Here is a 15,999-nt window from a genome sequence, read left to right as displayed (position 1 = left end):
CGTCCGGGTCGCGGACGGGGCCCCTCGGCGTGCGGGGTGGGTCAGTGGTGGCCGTGGCCGCTCGCGATCGTCTTGTACTCGTCGACGGTCGGCTTGGGGATCTGGCTCTCCTCGCCGTAGTAGGCGTGGGACAGCTTCACGCGGAGCTTCTCCGAGGCCGGGACCTTGCGCTCGACGCCGTTCTCGTCGACGGTCGGGCCGATCTCGGCCGGGGGGTACTGCTTGTGCGAGGTGAGGGTGTGCAGCTGCTCCTGGCTGAGCGGTTCGTGCACCTCGATGTACTCGCCGTGCGGGAGCCGCTTGACGATGCCGGTCTCGCGGCCGTGCAGCACCTTGTCGCGGTCCCGGCGCTGGAGGCCGAGGCAGATCCGCTTGGTGACGAGGAAGGCGATGACCGGGCCGACGAAGTAGGCGATCCGGACGAACCAGGTGACGGCGTTGATCGACAGGTGGAAGTGGGTGGCGACGATGTCGTTGCCGCCGCCGATCAGCATCACGAAGTACACGGTCAGCCAGGCCACGCCGAACGCGGTGCGGGTGGGGGCGTTGCGCGGGCGGTCCAGGATGTGGTGCTCGCGCTTGTCGCCGGTGATCCACGCCTCCACGAACGGGTAGACCGCGATGACCGCGAGGATCAGGCCGAAGACGACCAGCGGGATGAACACGCCCAGGACGAGGGTGTGGCCCCAGAAGTTGATCTCCCAGCCCGGCATGGCGCGGATGAGGCCTTCGGCCATGCCCATGTACCAGTCGGGCTGGGCGCCGGTGGAGACCTGGTCGGGGCGGTAGGGGCCGATCGCCCAGATCGGGTTGATCTGGGCGACCGCGGCGAGGGCCGCGAGGACGCCGAAGACCAGGAAGAAGAAGCCTCCGGCCTTGGCCATGTAGACCGGCAGCAGGGGCATGCCGACGACGTTCTTCTCGGTCTTCCCCGGGCCCGTGAACTGGGTGTGCTTGTGGTAGAAGACCAGGATCAGGTGGGCCACCACCAGACCCAGCATGATGCCCGGCAGCAGCAGGATGTGAATGGTGTAGAAGCGGGCCACGAACTCGTGACCGGGGAACTGGCCGCCGAAGAGGAAGAACGACAGGTACGTGCCGACGATCGGCACGGACAGGATCGCACCCTCCATGAAGCGGACACCGGTGCCGGAGAGCAGGTCGTCCGGGAGCGAGTAGCCGGTGAAGCCGGTGAACATGCCGAGGAACAGCAGCAGGAAGCCGAACAGCCAGTTCAGCTCGCGCGGCTTGCGGAACGCGCCGGTGAAGAACACGCGCATCATGTGCACGAACATCCCGGCGATGAACACGACCGCGCCCCAGTGGTGGATCTGCCGGACGAGCAGACCGCCGCGCACGTCGAAGGAGATGTGCAGGGTGGAGCTGAACGCCTCGGACATCAGCTGTCCCTGGAGCGGGACGTAAGAGCCGTGGTACTCCACCTCGTTCATCGACGGGTGGAAGAACAGCGTCAGATAGACACCCGTGAGGATGATGATCAGGAAGGAGTAGAGGCAGATCTCGCCCAGCATGAACGACCAGTGGTCGGGGAAGATCTTGCGCATGTTCGACTTGGCCAGGGCGTAGAGCCCCAGCCGGCCGTCGGCCCAGTCGGCGAGCCGTTCGCCCGCCGGTGCCGTCCCGCGACGGCGGCCGGCCGCCCCGGGCCGTGGGGTTTCGTTCGCTGCAGTACTCATCCGCGCTCCCAGAAAGCAGGACCGACGGGCTCCTCGAAGTCGCCGAGCGCCTGGAGGTAACCCTCGCTGTCCACGCCGATGCGCAGTTGCGGCAGGGCGTGGCCGGCGGGGCCGAAGATCACTCGGGCGCCGTCGGTGAGGTCGAAGGTGGACTGGTGGCAGGGGCACAGCACGTGGTGCGTCTGCTGTTCGTAGAGGGAGATCGGGCAGCCCACGTGGGTGCAGATCTTCGAGTAGGCGACGATGCCCTGGTGCGACCAGTCGAGTTCGCGCTTGTCCCTGATGTCGCCGGGCTGGAACCGGATGATCATCAGGGCGGCCTTGGCGATCTCGTCCTGGAAGTCCTCGTCGTGTTCGGCGAGGCCGTCGGGCTTGGCGAAGGTCAGCGAGCCGACGGTCACGTCCTCCGGGCGCAGCGGCTGGTCGGTGTTCATGTCGACCAGCCGTTTGCCCTTGGCCCACAGGGTGTGGCGCAGCTTGGTGCCGGGTGCCGGTCCGAGGCCGCCGAGCAGCATCAGACCGGTCAGCGGCACCAGCGCCATCGCGCCGAGCAGGGTGGTGCGGATCAGCTTGCGGCGGCCGAACCCGGACTCCGCGGCACCCTGGCGGAAGTCCGCGTGGACTTTCGCGCGCACCTCGGGTGACGCCTCGATCGGGTGCCGGTCGTCGGCGATCTCCACGTCCGACATCAGGGTGCGGGCCCAGTGGACCGCGCCCGCGCCGATGCAGAACAGCGCCACGCCGAGCGTCAGGCCCAGCGCGAAGTTCATCGCGCTCAGGTGCCCGATCGGGAAGACGAAGACGGACTTGCCGGGGGGAATCAGCAGGTAGGCGACGATGAAGCCGATGGTGGCCAGCATCGACACCGTGAACAGGAACGCCACCGCGCGCTCGGACCGCTTCGCGGCCCGCTCGTCGATGTCCTGGATCCGGTGCTCGTGCGGCGGCAGCCCCGGGTCCGCGAACGGGTTCTCCTCGTCGGCCACGGAGACGGCACCGTGCACACCTTCGCCGGCGGGCTGCTCGGCACGCGGACGCCCTTCCGGCATGTCCCGGTTTCCCATAGTGCTCCAGACCGCCGTGGTTTGGTGTATTCACACCGTACTACGCAGATTGTCCGGATAGCCGGGCCATTACTCCGGCCGGGGGTGTTTCGAACACAAGGGCCGGAACCGTCCGCGGACCCACCCCTCCTCCAGGCCCGCGCGAGCCGTCGTCGAGCCGGATCCGGCAGTGTCCGGCCCGGCCCCCGCCACCACTCCGCAATCCGGCCAACGGCGAATCGGCGTTAGGAAGCTCACGTTTGACGGACCGCAGCGTTAAATCGGTCGGAGCACGGAACCCGACGGATCATCAACTCGCTGCGATATGGCGGGATTCGGTCAAACAGACAGCCGAACGTTACCATCTGGTTACCTCGCCGGTATCGATCCGTTATCGCCGTGATCATAAGGTGATTTTCGTTCTCACCGCGCAAGGGAATTTCCCTCCGTCGCCTGCGCAACGACGGGGGAAGCGGGGCCGGCCAACGATCTCTCATTGTTCTCCCGAGGCCTCGACGTGTGTCCGATCGGCATTTCCGCGGGCAACATCAGTACAAAGACGGGGAAAAATTCGTGTCACAAACTCGCATTGTCGACGTGGTTAATTTCATGCCGGAGCGGGTCGTCCGGAACAGCGAGCTGTCAGGCGAGGGCGGTGATCTCGGCGACCACGCGTTCTTCGCGGGCGTGCACGAGCGGCGCTTCGGCTGGCCCGACTACACGTCAGCCCAGCTGGGCACGAAGGCACTCGAGAAGCTGCTGGAGCGCAACGGCGTCCCGGCGGCCGACGTCGACCTCATCATCTGCGCCTCCCAGCTGAACGACGCCTTCTCGCCCGGCACGGGCACGGCCATCCAGTACGCGGTCGGCGCCACCAAGGCGGCCGTCCTCCAGGTCGACAACGGCTGCTGCTCCTGGATCTCCTCCATCAACACGGCCCGGGCCTTCATCGACTCCGGCCAGTACCGCACGGTCGCGGTGGTCACGGTCACCAACTTCGTCTCCCGGCTGGAGGAGTTCCAGAAGGCGCCCGAGTCCCGGGTGCTCGGAGACGGCGCGTCGGCCACCCTCGTCACGGCCGGCGACGAGGCCACCATCCTCTCCGTCCACGAGCAGGCCTTCGGGGAGAACTGGGGAGCGCTCAAGGTCGAGCCGGACACCGTCGAGGGCATGGAGATCCCCTACTGGTCGGCCGGCTCCGGCGCGCTCACCGTGAAGTTCGACCAGTCCATGCTGGCGCGTCTGTACACCGTCACCATGGAACAGCTTCCCCAGGCGGTCGACATCGCCCTGGAGAAGGCCGGCGTGGAGAACAAGGACATCGCTTTCCTGATCACCCACCAGCCGAACGAGAAATACGTCGCCGAGTGGCGCAAGCGCTGCGGATTCGATGATTCCCGGGCGCACGACACGCTCGCCACCTACGGCAACATGTTCCAGGGCACTCTTCCGGTGACTTTCGCCGACGCCCTGGACAAGAAAATGATCTCGCCCGGCGATCTCATCGCGTTCGCGACCTTCTCGCACGGCGGAGAACTCGTCGGTTCCATGGTCTGGCGCTGGAACTGACCTTCCCGGGCACCCCGCCTGCCCGCCCCCCTCTCCTTCTCTTTCTTTCCCTTCCCCTCCCTTTCCTTTCCTTTCCTTCCCTTTCATTTCGTCCCTTCCCTTACCCACCGCATGAGGAGAAGTATGTCCGCGCGCGTTCCCGACGAGTCCGGTCTCGCTCAGAACTACGTCCTTGACCGGTCCGACCTCGAGGGCCTGGACCTGGTGTGGAACGAGAACACCGGCATGGACGACATGATGAAGCTCATGCAGAGCAAGACGAAGGAGACGTACGACCACGGCGAGATCTTCGGTCAGTACTGCTCCCTCGCCGAGCACATCAACGTCCCCTACGACATCGTCTTCGAGTACGCCGCCAACGCCCGCTCCCTGGAGGAGTGGACGTACAGCATCCGCAACATGAAGCACCTCGGCGGCGGTCTGTACCGGGCGGACGAGATGATCCAGCCGAACACGGACATCTACATCCGCGCCGAGGCGCAGAAGGGCCCCGAGCACGGTCTCGTGGTCTACCCGTGCGCCTGGGACCAGGGCCACGAGCTGTGGATGCGGTACTACATGACGATCATCGACTCGTCGAAGGTCCTCAACAAGCCGGGCACGGTGGTGCTGTGGACCAACTGCAAGCACCCGTACTACGACCGTACGACGGAGAACGTCCCGGACTACATCGCCGAGGGCCGGGCGCGCACCGACCGCGTCTGGGTCGGTGACATCTGGCCCGTCTTCCACGCCGGCCACAGCATCGAGATGGGCAACCTCAAGCGGATCCTGGAGCACCGCTTCGGCGCCGGCCGGGCCTGAGCCCGCCGCGGGGCGGCCCCGGCCGCCCCTTCCCGGTTCCACGACGAAGCACACGCCACACATGGGGGATCAATGCGGCTGGCCGATGCCTTGGTCACGGTCCTGCGCGAGCTGGACACGAGGTACGTCTTCGGAGTCAGTGGCGCGAACATCGAGCACGTCCACGACGCGGTCGAAAGGCTCGGCCAGGGCCGCCTGACGTCCGTGCTGGCGAAGCGGGAGGACGGGGCGGCGTTCATGGCGGACGCCCGGGCCCGGGTGCACCGCACGCTGGGGGTGTGCTGTTCGACCTCCGGCGGCGGGATGATGAACCTGGTGGCCGGCCTGGCCGAGTCACACGCCGAGTCGGTACCGGTCCTCGCGCTGGTCGGGCAGCCGCCGGCCGCCCTGGACGGCCGCGGCTCCTTCCAGGACGCCTCGGGAATCGGCCGGAGCGTGGACGGCCTGACGCTGCTGCGGGCCATCACCAAGAAGACCGTCCGGGTCACCGGGGCGGAGGACTTCTGGGACCTGCTGCGCGACGCCCTCACCACCTGCCTCAGCGGCCGCAAGGGCCCCGTCGCCCTGCTGCTCCCCCGGGACGCCTACGAACGGGAGGTCGGCGACCTCCCCGCCGACTGGCCGGACCACCTCGGCGGCTTCATCGAGCCGGAACCGCTGCCCGAGCGGGACGTGTCCGTCCTCTTCGCCCGGCTCCGCGAGGCCGCCGCCCCGGTGCTGCTGCTCGGGCACGGCAACCGCCGCTCCTGCGATCCCGAGGCGGTGCGCGTCTTCGCCGAGCGGGCCCGGATCCCCGTGGTGACCACCATGGGAGCGCGCGGCGAGTTCCCCAACGACAGCGACCTGTACCTGGGTGTCGTCGGCGAGGGCGGCCATCCCTCGGCGGCCGAGTACGTGGCCAAGTCGGACTTCGTGGTCCTGGTGGGCACGGGCCTGGCCATGATGACCCGGCGGGCGCTGGGCGACTGGGACCCGGCGCGGGCCGGCGCGGTCAACATCGACCTCGGTGAGATCGAGCGCTCGGGCCTGGCGGACACCACGGTCCGCGGGGACATCGGCGAGGTCTTCCGGCTGCTGGAACGCCTCCGGGAGGAGCGGCCCTTCACGGCCCCGCCGGTCACCGGCTACGAGCTGACCCGCTTCGCGGCCCGGCCCGCCGTCCCCGTCCCGGGCCGCACCCACCCCGCGGACGACGACGCGCTGCGGCAGAGCGAGGCCGTCCGGCTGCTCCAGGACCACCTGCCGCGCGACGGGCACCTGCTGTACGACGCGGGCAACTGCGCCGTCGCCGCGATGCACTACGGCTCCGTGCCGGCCGGTTCCTCCTCCACCATCGCGCTGGGCATGGGCGGCATGGGCTACAGCATCGGGGCGGCGATCGGCGCCCAGCTGGGCTCGCCGGAAGGCACCCGGACCGTGGTGTGCTGCGGTGACGGGGCGTTCCTGATGAGCGGCCTGGAGCTGCACACCGCCGTGGAGCTGGGCCTGCCCATCCTGTACGTCGTCTTCAACAACGGCATGCACGGCATGTGCGCCACCCGCCAGCAGCGGTTCTTCGACTCCCGGATCACCGCCGTGGAGTACACGTCCGTCGACGTGTGCACGGTGGCGCGGGGCCTCGGCACCCCGGACCGGCTGTGGACCGGGAGCGCCGGGACCACCGCCGAACTGGCCCGGCGGCTGGACGAGTACCGGCGCCACGCGCACCTGCCCGGGGTCCTGGAACTCCGGCTCACCGTGGAGGAGGAGCCGCCCTTCGCCTCCTTCCTGCCCGCCGACGCCCCCACCGTAGCGGTGCCGGGGCCACGACAGGCCGCCGTCTCCCCCGAGACGGCCGGCAGCGCTCTCTGACGCGTCGCCCTCCGTACGCCCTCGCCCGCGCGGTCCCGCCGGCCGCCCCGCCGCCGCATCCGGCCGAGCGGGGCGGCCGGGACGCGCGGCCCCATCGGAAAGAACTCACATGACAGTGCAAGAGCTGGACCTCGCAGGCATCACGGACTCCGGGCTGCGCGCCGACTACATCGCGAGCTCCCAGCTGTTCCGCAGGATCGGCCGGGGCCGCTTCCTCGGCCGCTACATGATGCACCCCGCCAAGCGCCCCTACTTCGACACCTTCTTCTCGTTCGTCTGCTACATCGACGACCTGGCCGACGACATCAACCTCAGCGTCGACGTCCGGGCCCGCCGGCTGGACGAGTGGCAGAACACCTACCTGGCCATCGCCAAGGGCGAGGACCTGACCCGCGACCACCCGCTGTCGGTGTCGGAGCGGACGGACGCCGCCCTGGCCCGCGCCCTGGTCCACACCCTGCGCACCTGGGACCTGCCCTACCTGCGCGTGCCCGAGTTCGTCGACGGCCACCGCAAGGCCCTGACGACGTACGAGTACGCGAACGAGGAGGAGCTGGACGACTTCCTGGAGACGGTCACGCTGCTGCCCGCCATCTGGATCAACCAGATCTTCGAGCCGCTGAGCGAGGACGCCGAGGAGCTGTGCCGGCACACCATCACGGCCTTCCAGCTGCTGGACTTCATCTGGGACCTGCGCGAGGACCTGGACCTGGGCCGGCTGTACCTCCCGCTGGACCACCTCGCCCGCTTCGGCCTGACCCGGGCGGACCTCGACCGCCAGATCGGCAGCGGCTACATCAGCGACTCCCTGCGCGAGCTGATCCAGTTCGAGATCGGCATCGCCCGGGGGCACCTGGACGCCGGCCGCTCGTGGCCGCAGACGCTGCACCCGACGGCGCGGATCTTCATGGAGACCGACATCCAGACGCACGACTCCATGTTCCCGGAGATGATCAAGGACGACTACGCGTTCTTCAAGAACCCCCGGCGCGGCATCGACTTCGTCTCGGGCCGGATGATCCCGCGCACGGCCAAGGCCATCGCCCGGGCCCGCAGGGCCAGCCGGCAGGCCACCCTGGCCGGTTACCGCATCCGGCCGCCGTACCGGGGCACCGGGGCATGACCCGCGGGGCGATCCTGAGCGGCCTGGGCACCTGGCTCCCGCCGCGGGTGGTCACCAACGACATGCTCGCCGCGGAGCTGGACACCTCCGACGAGTGGATCCGGACCCGCACCGGCATCGGCCGGCGGCACATCGCGTCACCGGGCATGAGCACCGGGCACCTCGCCACCGAGGCGGCGCGCCGGGCCCTGGAGTCGGCCGGCACCGACCGCGTCGACGTCGTGATCGTCGCCACCAGCACCCCGGACCGCCCCTGCCCCGCGACCGCCCCGGTGGTCGCCTCCGCGCTCGGGCTGACCGGGACCGGCGCCTTCGACGTGGCCGCGGTGTGCACGGGCTTCGTGTACGCGCTGGCCACCGCGGCGGGCCTGATCACCGGTCAGGTGGCGGACAGCGCCCTGGTGATCGGGGCGGACACCTTCTCCACCATCCTCGACCCACGGGACCGCACCACCCGGGTGATCTTCGGCGACGGCGCCGGCGCGGTGGTGCTGCGGGCCGGCGACCGCACCGAGGAGGGGGCCCTCCTCGGCTTCGACCTGGGCAGCGACGGTACGGGCGTGGACCTCATCACCGTACCCGGCGGAGGTTCCGAGCAGCGGCTGAGCGGGGCCGGGACCGCTCCGGGCGACGCGTACTTCCACATGGACGGCCCGCAGGTCTTCACCCGGGCCGTCCGGTACATGACCGGGTCGGTGCGCAAGGTCCTGGACGCCGCCGCGCTGGCCCCCGAGGACGTCGACCGCCTGGTCCCGCACCAGGCGAACGTCAGGATCCTCGACACCTGCGCCCGGGAACTCGGGCTGCCCGCCGAACGCGTCGTGAAGAACATCGACCGGGTGGGCAACACCGTGGCCGCCTCCATCCCGCTCGCGCTCGCCGCGGGCGCGGCCGACGGGCGGCTGCGGGCAGGCCGGCCGGTGGTCCTCACCGGCTTCGGCGGCGGCCTGACCTGGGGCTCGGCACTGCTCACCTGGCCCGGCGGCCTCACGGTGATCGACGGCTGACGGCACCCTCCACAGAGAAGAGAGTCATGAACACCATCGACCAGAAGCTGAAGGCGCTGCTCGACGAGCGGTTCCCCCAGTCCACCGACCGCCTCTTCCAGGGCGCGTCGTTCAAAGACGCCGGCATGGACTCGATGGGGGTCGTCGAGTTCATCGTGGCCCTGGAGCGGCAGTTCTCCACCCCGACGCTGAACGGCAACGAACTGGGCGTCGATTCCACGCTCCAGGACGCGCGCGAACTGCTCACCTCGGTGGGCGTCGGCTGATGCCCCGGCCGCATCGGCTCACCCTGAACGAACACCCGCTGCCGCCGCTCGCCTCCGTCGCCGCCGAGATCGCCAAGCACGCCCGCGCGGTCAACCGGTACCCGGAGTTCTATCCCGAGCGGCTGCGCGGGGCCGTCGCCGACTGGCTGGGGCTGCCCGGTGAACAGGTCGTGCTCGGCGCGGGGTCCGTGGGCGTCGCGCTCCAGGCGCTCCAGGCAGGTGTGTCCGCCGGCGGGGGGCTGGCATACGGCTGGCGCAACTTCGACGCCTACCCCCTGCTCGCCGGCATGGTGGGGGCGCGCCGCATCGAGGTGCCCCTGCTCCCGGGCGGGCACCAGGACCTCGACGCCCTGTCGAAGGCGGTCCAGGACGCGGACGCGGTCATCGTGTGCAACCCGCACAACCCGACCGGCCGGCTGGTCCCCGCCGACGAGCTGAGGGAGTTCGTCGCCCGGGTCCCCGCGCACGTCCTGGTCGTCCTGGACGAGGCGTACATCGAGTTCGTCGCCCCGTCCGGCCGCACGGACTCGCTGCGCTGGGTGGAGGAGTTCCCGAACCTGCTGGTGCTGCGCACGTTCTCCAAGGCCTGGGGGCTGGCCGACCTGCGCGTCGGGTACGGCGTGACGTCCCCGGAGTGGGCCGGGAGGATCGGCCGGTACCAGCTGCCGTACGCCCTCAGCACCCTGTCGGCGGTGGCGGTGGAGTCCTCACTGCGTGCCGAGCCGGAGCTCCAGGCGCGGATCGCCCTCATCGTCGCCGAACGCGAGCGGCTGTCCGGCGGGCTGAGCCGCGGGGGCTGGAAGGTGCTGCCGAGCCACACCAACTTCCTGTGGCTGGACGAACCCGAGCGGACCGAGGACATCCGGCTGGCCCTGGCGGACCAGGGCGTCCAGGCCCGCGTCTACGCCGGCGAGGGCGTCCGCCTCACCGTCGGCGACACCGACGCCAACGACAGCGTGCTGCGCGCCCTGGCCTGACCGCTCGCACGAAGGAGCCGCCGCCGACGGGAAGACCGTCGGCGGCGGCTCCTTCGCGGGTCAGGGCCCGGCCGTCACCAGCCGCCGCCCGGCGCGATGCGCCGTACGCCGGGCAGGGCCGCCTCCAGAACCGTGGGGAACCAGGCCGAGAAGGGACTCCCGGCGCGCAGCGCGGCCAGCTCCCCGGGGGTCACGAACCGGTAGTCGTGGATCTCGGCGGGATCGGGCCGCGGGGTGTCCTCCACCAGGCCGGCGAAGAGGTGGTTGTACTCCTTCTCGACCAGGCCGGAGATCTCGTCCGGGTGTTCGTAGGTGACCGTCCCGGCCGGCTCCAGCCCGACGCCGTGCAGGCCCAGTTCCTCGCCGACCCGGCGGGCCGCCGCCTTGCTCGGGGGCTCATCCGGGTACGGGTGCCCGCAGCAGGTGTTGGACCACACGCCCGGCGAGTGGTACTTGGTCAGGGCCCGCCGCTGGAGCAGCATGCGTCCCTCGGCGTCGAACAGGAAGACGGAGAAGGCGCGGTGCAGCCGGCCGGGGGCCTGGTGCGCCGAGAGCTTCTCGGCGACTCCCGTCGTGCGGCCCTCCTCGTCGACGAGTTCCAGCAGGATCGGCTCCGTCGCGGAGCTGTCCGGGGTTTTGGTGGTCATCGGCCGACCCAGGGGGTCGTGGTGACGGGGAGCCGGGCCGGGCCGCGCAGCCACAGGCCGGGCTTCAGGGCCACCTCGTCGTCGTCCGGCTTGATCGAGGCGCACCGCCGGGCGAGCCCGGTCAGCGCCTCCTTGGCCATCAGCCGGGAGAGGTTGTCGCCGAGGCAGTAGTGGATGCCCCGGCCGAAGGAGAGGTGCTTGCGGCCGTGCTTGCCGAGGGCCAGGGTGCCGGGGTTCTCGAAGGCCCGCTCGTCCCGGTTGGCCGCGGCCAGCATCAGCAGCACCACGGCGCCGGGCTCCATGGTCACACCGTGCAGGGTGACCGGCTCGCTGACCACGCGCCAGGAGGCGTGCGTGGGCGGCTCCAGGCGCAGCACCTCGTCCAGCACGTCGTCGGCGAGCGAGGAGTCGGCGGCCAGCCGCTCCAGCACGTCCGGGTGGTCGGCCAGGAGGACCGCGGCGTTGCCGATGAGGTTGGCGAAGGTGTCCAGGCCCGGCACGATGAGCAGGACGCACACCGCGGCGATCTGGTGGATCGTCAGTCCCTCGATGGTCTCGCCGGCCCGGGTCAGTTCGGTGATCAGGTCGGTGCCGTCACCGCCCTCGCGCTCCCGGAGCACCTTGACGAAGTACTCGGTGCACTGCGCCACCGCGCGCTGGCAGGCGGCCGCCACGTCCTGTGACGGCGCGGCGCCCAGCTCCAGGATGTGCGCGATCTCCGTCGACCAGGCGGCGAGGAGCTTCTGGTCCTCGCGGCCGATGCCCATCATGTCGCCGAGCACGCGCACGGGCAGCTGGGAGGCCAGCACCTCCATGACGTCGAACCGCTCGGGCAGGTCCGCCAGCAGCTCGTCCACGACCGTGGTCACCGACGTGATCAGCGCCTCCACCGCGGTCGGGGTGAACGGCGCGGCGACCAGGGCGCGCAGCTTGGTGTGGTCCGGCGGGTCCAGCAGCCGGAAGAGGTTGGCGTCCCAGCCGTCCAGGCCGAGACCGAGGAAGGGCGGTGGCTCCTCGTCGGGGCCGCCGCCGGCCACCTGGGCGAAGAACTGGGTGCCCCCGAGGTCCTTGCCGAGCCGGCGGTCCCGCAGCAGGGCCTCGACGTCCTCGTAGCGGCTGACCACCCAGGAGTTCAGCGGGCCCGCGAGGACGGGGTGGTCGTCCCGGAGCTTCGCGTAGACCGGGTAGGGATCGCGGCGGAATGCGGGGTCGGTCGGATCGAAGAAGAATTCGGGCTGGGCAGGTTCTGCCATCAGTGACTCCCCCATGGTCACGCCGTGGGCGGCCCGTGCGGGCTTCTGGCCCCGGCTCAAGATCACGACCGTGTGATCATAGCGTCGATCCGGCGACGGCTGGATAACGGATCGGTAACCCCGGACACATTCCGTACACAGAACGGCGGCCCCACGGACCGGGTCCGTGGGGCCGCCTGCGTGGCGTTCAGCGACGGCGGATCAGTGGTGGCCGTGGCCGCTCGTGATCTCCTTGTACTCCTCGGCCCTCGGCTTCGGGATCTGGGCGCCCTCGCCGTAGTAGGCGTGGGACAGCTTCGCCCGCAGCTTCTGCGAGGCCGGGACCTTGCGCTCGACGCCGTTCTCGTCGACCGCCGGGCCGATCTCGGCCGGCTTGTACTGCTCGTGCGCGGTGAGCGTGTGCAGCTGCTCCTGGCTGAGCGGCTCGTGCACCTCGATGAACTCACCGTGCGGCAGGCGCTTGATGATGCCGGTCTCGCGGCCGTGCAGCACCTTGTCGCGGTCCCGGCGCTGGAGGCCGAGGCAGATCCGCTTGGTGACGATGTACGCGATGACCGGTCCGGCGAACAGGAAGATCCGGACGAAGTAGGTGACGGCGTTGACCGACAGGTGGAAGTGCGTCGCCCACAGGTCGTTGCCGCCGCCCACCATGGCCACCGCGAAGAACGTCAGCCAGGCGACACCGAGAGCGGTGCGCGTCGGGGCGTTGCGCGGGCGGTCCAGGATGTGGTGCTCGCGCTTGTCGCCGGTGACCCAGGACTCGATGAACGGGTAGACGGCGATCGCGACCAGCATCAGACCGAAGACGATCAGCGGGATGAGCACGCCGAGGACCAGCGTGTGGCCCGCGACGTTGATCTCCCAGCCCGGCATCGCACGCACGAAGCCCTCGGAGAAGCCCATGTACCAGTCGGGCTGGGCGCCGGTGGACACCTGGTCCGGACGGTAGGGGCCCATCGCCCAGATCGGGTTGATCTGCGCGACCGCGGCCAGCACCGCCAGGACACCGAAGACCAGGAAGAAGAAGCCTCCGGCCTTGGCCATGTAGACCGGCAGCAGCGGCATGCCGACGACGTTCTTCTCGGTCTTCCCGGGACCCGCGAACTGCGTGTGCTTGTGGTAGAAGACCAGGATCAGGTGGGCCACCATCAGGCCCAGCATGATGCCCGGCAGCAGCAGGATGTGGATCGAGTAGAACCGGGCCACGAAGTCGTGACCGGGGAACTCGCCGCCGAAGAGGAAGAACGAGATGTACGTGCCGACGATCGGCACGGAGAGCACCAGGCCCTCGGCGATGCGCACACCGGTGCCGGAGAGCAGGTCGTCCGGGAGCGAGTAACCGGTGAAGCCGGTGAACATGCCCAGGACGAACAGCAGGAAGCCGAACAGCCAGTTGACCTCACGCGGCTTGCGGAACGCGCCGGTGAAGAACACGCGCATCATGTGCACGAACATGCCGGCGAGGAAGACGATCGCACCCCAGTGGTGGATCTGCCGGATGAGCAGACCGCCGCGCACGTCGAAGGAGATGTGCAGGGTCGAGTTGAACGCCTCGGACATCAGCTGTCCCTGGAGCGGGACGTAAGAGCCGTGGTACTCCACCTCGTTCATCGACGGGTGGAAGAACAGCGTCAGATAGACACCCGTCAGGATGATGATGATGAAGCTGTACATGCACACTTCGCCCAACATGAACGACCAGTGGTCGGGGAAGATCTTGCGCATGTTGGCCTTGGCCAGGGAGTAGATCCCGAGCCGGCCGTCGGCCCAGTCGGCGACGCGCTCGCCGGCCGGTGCCTTCCCGCGAGAGCGGGACTGTTCGTTCGCTGCAGTACTCATCCGCGCTCCCAGAAAGCAGGACCGACGGGCTCCTCGAAGTCGCCGAGCGCCTGGAGGTAACCCTCACTGTCCACACCGATGCGCAGCTGCGGCAGGGCGTGGCCGGCGGGGCCGAAGATCACTCGGGCGCCGTCGGTGAGGTCGAAGGTGGACTGGTGGCACGGGCACAGCACGTGGTGCGTCTGCTGCTCGTACAGCGAGATCGGGCAGCCCACGTGGGTGCAGATCTTCGAGTACGCGACGATGCCCTGGTGCGACCAGTCGAGCTCGCGCTTGTCCTTGATGTCGTTCGGCTGGAGCCGGACGATCATCAGGGCCGCCTTGGCGATCTCGTTCTGGAAGTCCTCGTCGTGCTCCGACATACCGTCGGGCATGGCGAAGGTCAGCGAGCCGACGGCCACGTCCTCGGGACGCAGCGGCTGGTTGGTGTTCATGTTGACCAGGCGCTTGCCCTTGGCCCACATCGTGTGCCGCAGCTTCGTCTTCGGCGCCGGACCCAGACCGCCCAGCAGCATGACGCCGGACAGCGGCACCAGCGCCATCGCGCCGAACATGGTGTTGCGGATCAGCTTGCGGCGGCCGAACCCGGACTCCGCGGCACCCTGGCGGAAGTCCGCGTGGACCTTCGCGCGCACCTCGGGTGACGCCTCGATCGGGTGCCGGTCGTCGGCGATCTCCACGTCCGACATCAGGGTGCGGGCCCAGTGGACCGCCCCCGCGCCGATGCAGAACAGCGCCACGCCCAGCGTCAGGCCCAGCGCGAAGTTCATCGCGCTCAGGTGCCCGATCGGGAAGACGAAGATCGACTTGTCGTTCGGGATCGCCAGGTACGAGACGATGAAGCCGATGGTGGCCAGCATCGACACCGTGAACAGGAACGCCACCGCGCGCTCGGACCGCTTCGCGGCCCGCTCGTCGATGTCCTGGATCCGGTGCTCGTGCGGCGGCAGCCCCGGGTCCGCGAACGGGTTCTCCTCGTCCGCGGTCGCTACCGCGCCGTGCGCGTGGTCCTGCTCAGCGGGCAGGTTCTCTTCAGGAATGTCTTGGCTACTCATGACTTCTTGGCCTTTGCGGTCCGAGCGGCGACCCAGACGGCGACCGCGATCAGCGTGCCGAGGCCGAAGATCCAGCCGAACAGACCCTCACTGACCGGCCCGAGGCCGCCCAGCTCCAGACCACCCGGGTTCTCCGTCTTGTCTCCGTTGACCGCGTTCAGGTACGCGATGATGTCCTTCTTGTTCTTCTCCGACATCGTGGTGTCGGGGAAGGACGGCATGTTCTGCGGGCCGGTCTGCATGGCCTCGTAGATGTGCTTCGGAGCGACACCCTCCAGCGTCGGGGCGAACTTGCCCTTGGTCAGGGCACCACCCTTGCCGGTGAAGTTGTGGCACTGCGCGCAGTTGGTGCGGAACAGCTCGCCGCCCTTGGCGATGTCCGCGCCGTCGGGGCCGTACTGCTGCTTGGTGGGCACGCTCGGGCCGGCGCCCAGCGACGCGACATACGCGGCGAGCTGGTCGATCTGGGCCTGCGTGTAGGTGGGCTTCTTGCGCGGGACCTGGGCGCCCTGCGAGGTCGCGGCGGGCATACGGCCGGTGCCGACCTGGAAGTCGACGGCAGCGGCGCCGACGCCGACGAGGCTCGGGCCGTCGGAGGAGCCCTGGCCACCGGTGCCGTGGCAGCTGGCGCAGCCGACCTCGTAGAGCTTCTTGCCCTCCTTGATGGTCAGGGACTGGGAGGATTCATCGGCCTGTGCCTTGCCCGCGGGCGCGAACGCGGCGTACAGCCCCCCAGTGGCCGCCAGCGCGAGGAGTAGGACGACGACCGCCGCCAGCGGATGGCGTCGTCGTGCGGAGAGCTTTTTCACGGATTACCCCGGTGTCAGGATCTTCTGCGTCGGTGCTTCTGGATGTGCCGGAACGATCC

14 protein-coding genes are annotated in these 15,999 nt (G+C 69.4%); 7 read left to right on the top strand and 7 right to left on the bottom strand.

From position 1 onward, the window contains the following. Positions 1 to 41: 41 nt before the first annotated feature. Together AB0E62_RS10895 and AB0E62_RS10890 are read right to left on the bottom strand one after the other, a co-directional pair. Positions 42 to 1,697 (bottom strand): cytochrome bc complex cytochrome b subunit, encoded by a 1,656-nt coding sequence (locus AB0E62_RS10895; RefSeq protein ID WP_362190950.1) that lies wholly within the window; start codon positions 1,695 to 1,697, stop codon positions 42 to 44. Continuing rightward, positions 1,694 to 2,761, bottom strand: a complete 1,068-nt coding sequence (locus AB0E62_RS10890; RefSeq protein WP_362190948.1) for a Rieske 2Fe-2S domain-containing protein — start codon at positions 2,759 to 2,761, stop codon at positions 1,694 to 1,696. The genes AB0E62_RS10895 and AB0E62_RS10890 overlap by 4 nt, the downstream gene beginning before the upstream one ends. Positions 2,762 to 3,337: 576 nt before the next feature. Here AB0E62_RS10890 and AB0E62_RS10885 point away from each other — a divergent pair. The 7 genes from AB0E62_RS10885 to AB0E62_RS10855 all read left to right on the top strand — a co-directional run bounded on the left by AB0E62_RS10885 (position 3,338) and on the right by AB0E62_RS10855 (position 10,337). After that, positions 3,338 to 4,309, top strand: a complete 972-nt coding sequence (locus AB0E62_RS10885; protein ID WP_362190946.1) for a 3-oxoacyl-[acyl-carrier-protein] synthase III C-terminal domain-containing protein — start codon at positions 3,338 to 3,340, stop codon at positions 4,307 to 4,309. A 123-nt stretch (positions 4,310 to 4,432) separates the two neighbouring features. Then, positions 4,433 to 5,113, top strand: a complete 681-nt coding sequence (locus tag AB0E62_RS10880) for a hypothetical protein (protein ID WP_362190944.1) — start codon at positions 4,433 to 4,435, stop codon at positions 5,111 to 5,113. A gap of 72 nt (positions 5,114 to 5,185) precedes the next feature. After that, a complete protein-coding gene (locus AB0E62_RS10875) occupies positions 5,186 to 6,964 on the top strand; it encodes a thiamine pyrophosphate-binding protein (protein WP_362190942.1) in 1,779 nt (592 codons plus the stop codon). Between the two features lie 109 nt (positions 6,965 to 7,073). Next, on the top strand, positions 7,074 to 8,087 hold the full coding sequence (locus AB0E62_RS10870) for a squalene/phytoene synthase family protein (RefSeq protein WP_362190940.1): 1,014 nt from the start codon (positions 7,074 to 7,076) through the stop codon (positions 8,085 to 8,087). Further along, positions 8,084 to 9,094 carry a beta-ketoacyl-ACP synthase III gene (locus AB0E62_RS10865; protein ID WP_362190938.1) on the top strand — a complete coding sequence of 337 codons (1,011 nt, stop codon included), beginning with the start codon at positions 8,084 to 8,086 and terminating at the stop codon, positions 9,092 to 9,094. The genes AB0E62_RS10870 and AB0E62_RS10865 overlap by 4 nt, the downstream gene beginning before the upstream one ends. A 26-nt stretch (positions 9,095 to 9,120) precedes the next feature. Then, a complete protein-coding gene (locus AB0E62_RS10860) occupies positions 9,121 to 9,360 on the top strand; it encodes an acyl carrier protein (RefSeq protein ID WP_362190936.1) in 240 nt (79 codons plus the stop codon). Beyond that, entirely contained in the window at positions 9,360 to 10,337 is a 978-nt protein-coding gene (locus AB0E62_RS10855; protein ID WP_362190934.1) for an aminotransferase class I/II-fold pyridoxal phosphate-dependent enzyme, read from the top strand. The genes AB0E62_RS10860 and AB0E62_RS10855 overlap by 1 nt, the downstream gene beginning before the upstream one ends. A 74-nt stretch (positions 10,338 to 10,411) precedes the next feature. Here AB0E62_RS10855 and idi read toward each other — a convergent pair whose 3' ends face one another. From idi to AB0E62_RS10830, 5 genes are all read right to left on the bottom strand, one after another. After that, positions 10,412 to 10,984 carry an isopentenyl-diphosphate Delta-isomerase gene (gene idi, locus AB0E62_RS10850; protein WP_362190932.1) on the bottom strand — a complete coding sequence of 191 codons (573 nt, stop codon included), beginning with the start codon at positions 10,982 to 10,984 and terminating at the stop codon, positions 10,412 to 10,414. After that, the gene (locus tag AB0E62_RS10845) at positions 10,981 to 12,237 is read right to left on the bottom strand and encodes a cytochrome P450 (RefSeq protein WP_362190930.1); all 1,257 of its coding nucleotides are present in this window, start codon (positions 12,235 to 12,237) and stop codon (positions 10,981 to 10,983) included. Before AB0E62_RS10845 ends, idi begins: the two co-directional genes overlap by 4 nt. Before the next feature lie 201 nt (positions 12,238 to 12,438). Continuing rightward, positions 12,439 to 14,076 carry a cytochrome bc complex cytochrome b subunit gene (locus AB0E62_RS10840; protein ID WP_362190928.1) on the bottom strand — a complete coding sequence of 546 codons (1,638 nt, stop codon included), beginning with the start codon at positions 14,074 to 14,076 and terminating at the stop codon, positions 12,439 to 12,441. Further along, the gene (locus AB0E62_RS10835) at positions 14,073 to 15,131 is read right to left on the bottom strand and encodes a Rieske 2Fe-2S domain-containing protein (RefSeq protein ID WP_362190926.1); all 1,059 of its coding nucleotides are present in this window, start codon (positions 15,129 to 15,131) and stop codon (positions 14,073 to 14,075) included. The genes AB0E62_RS10840 and AB0E62_RS10835 overlap by 4 nt, the downstream gene beginning before the upstream one ends. Then, positions 15,128 to 15,940 (bottom strand): c-type cytochrome, encoded by an 813-nt coding sequence (locus AB0E62_RS10830; protein WP_189752509.1) that lies wholly within the window; start codon positions 15,938 to 15,940, stop codon positions 15,128 to 15,130. The genes AB0E62_RS10835 and AB0E62_RS10830 overlap by 4 nt, the downstream gene beginning before the upstream one ends. Between the last annotated feature and the right edge of the window lie 59 nt (positions 15,941 to 15,999).

The organism is Streptomyces sp. NPDC038707, assembly GCF_040636485.1.
Classification (GTDB): Bacteria; Actinomycetota; Actinomycetes; order Streptomycetales; family Streptomycetaceae; genus Streptomyces.
This window is presented reverse-complemented; position numbering and strand designations above follow the sequence as displayed.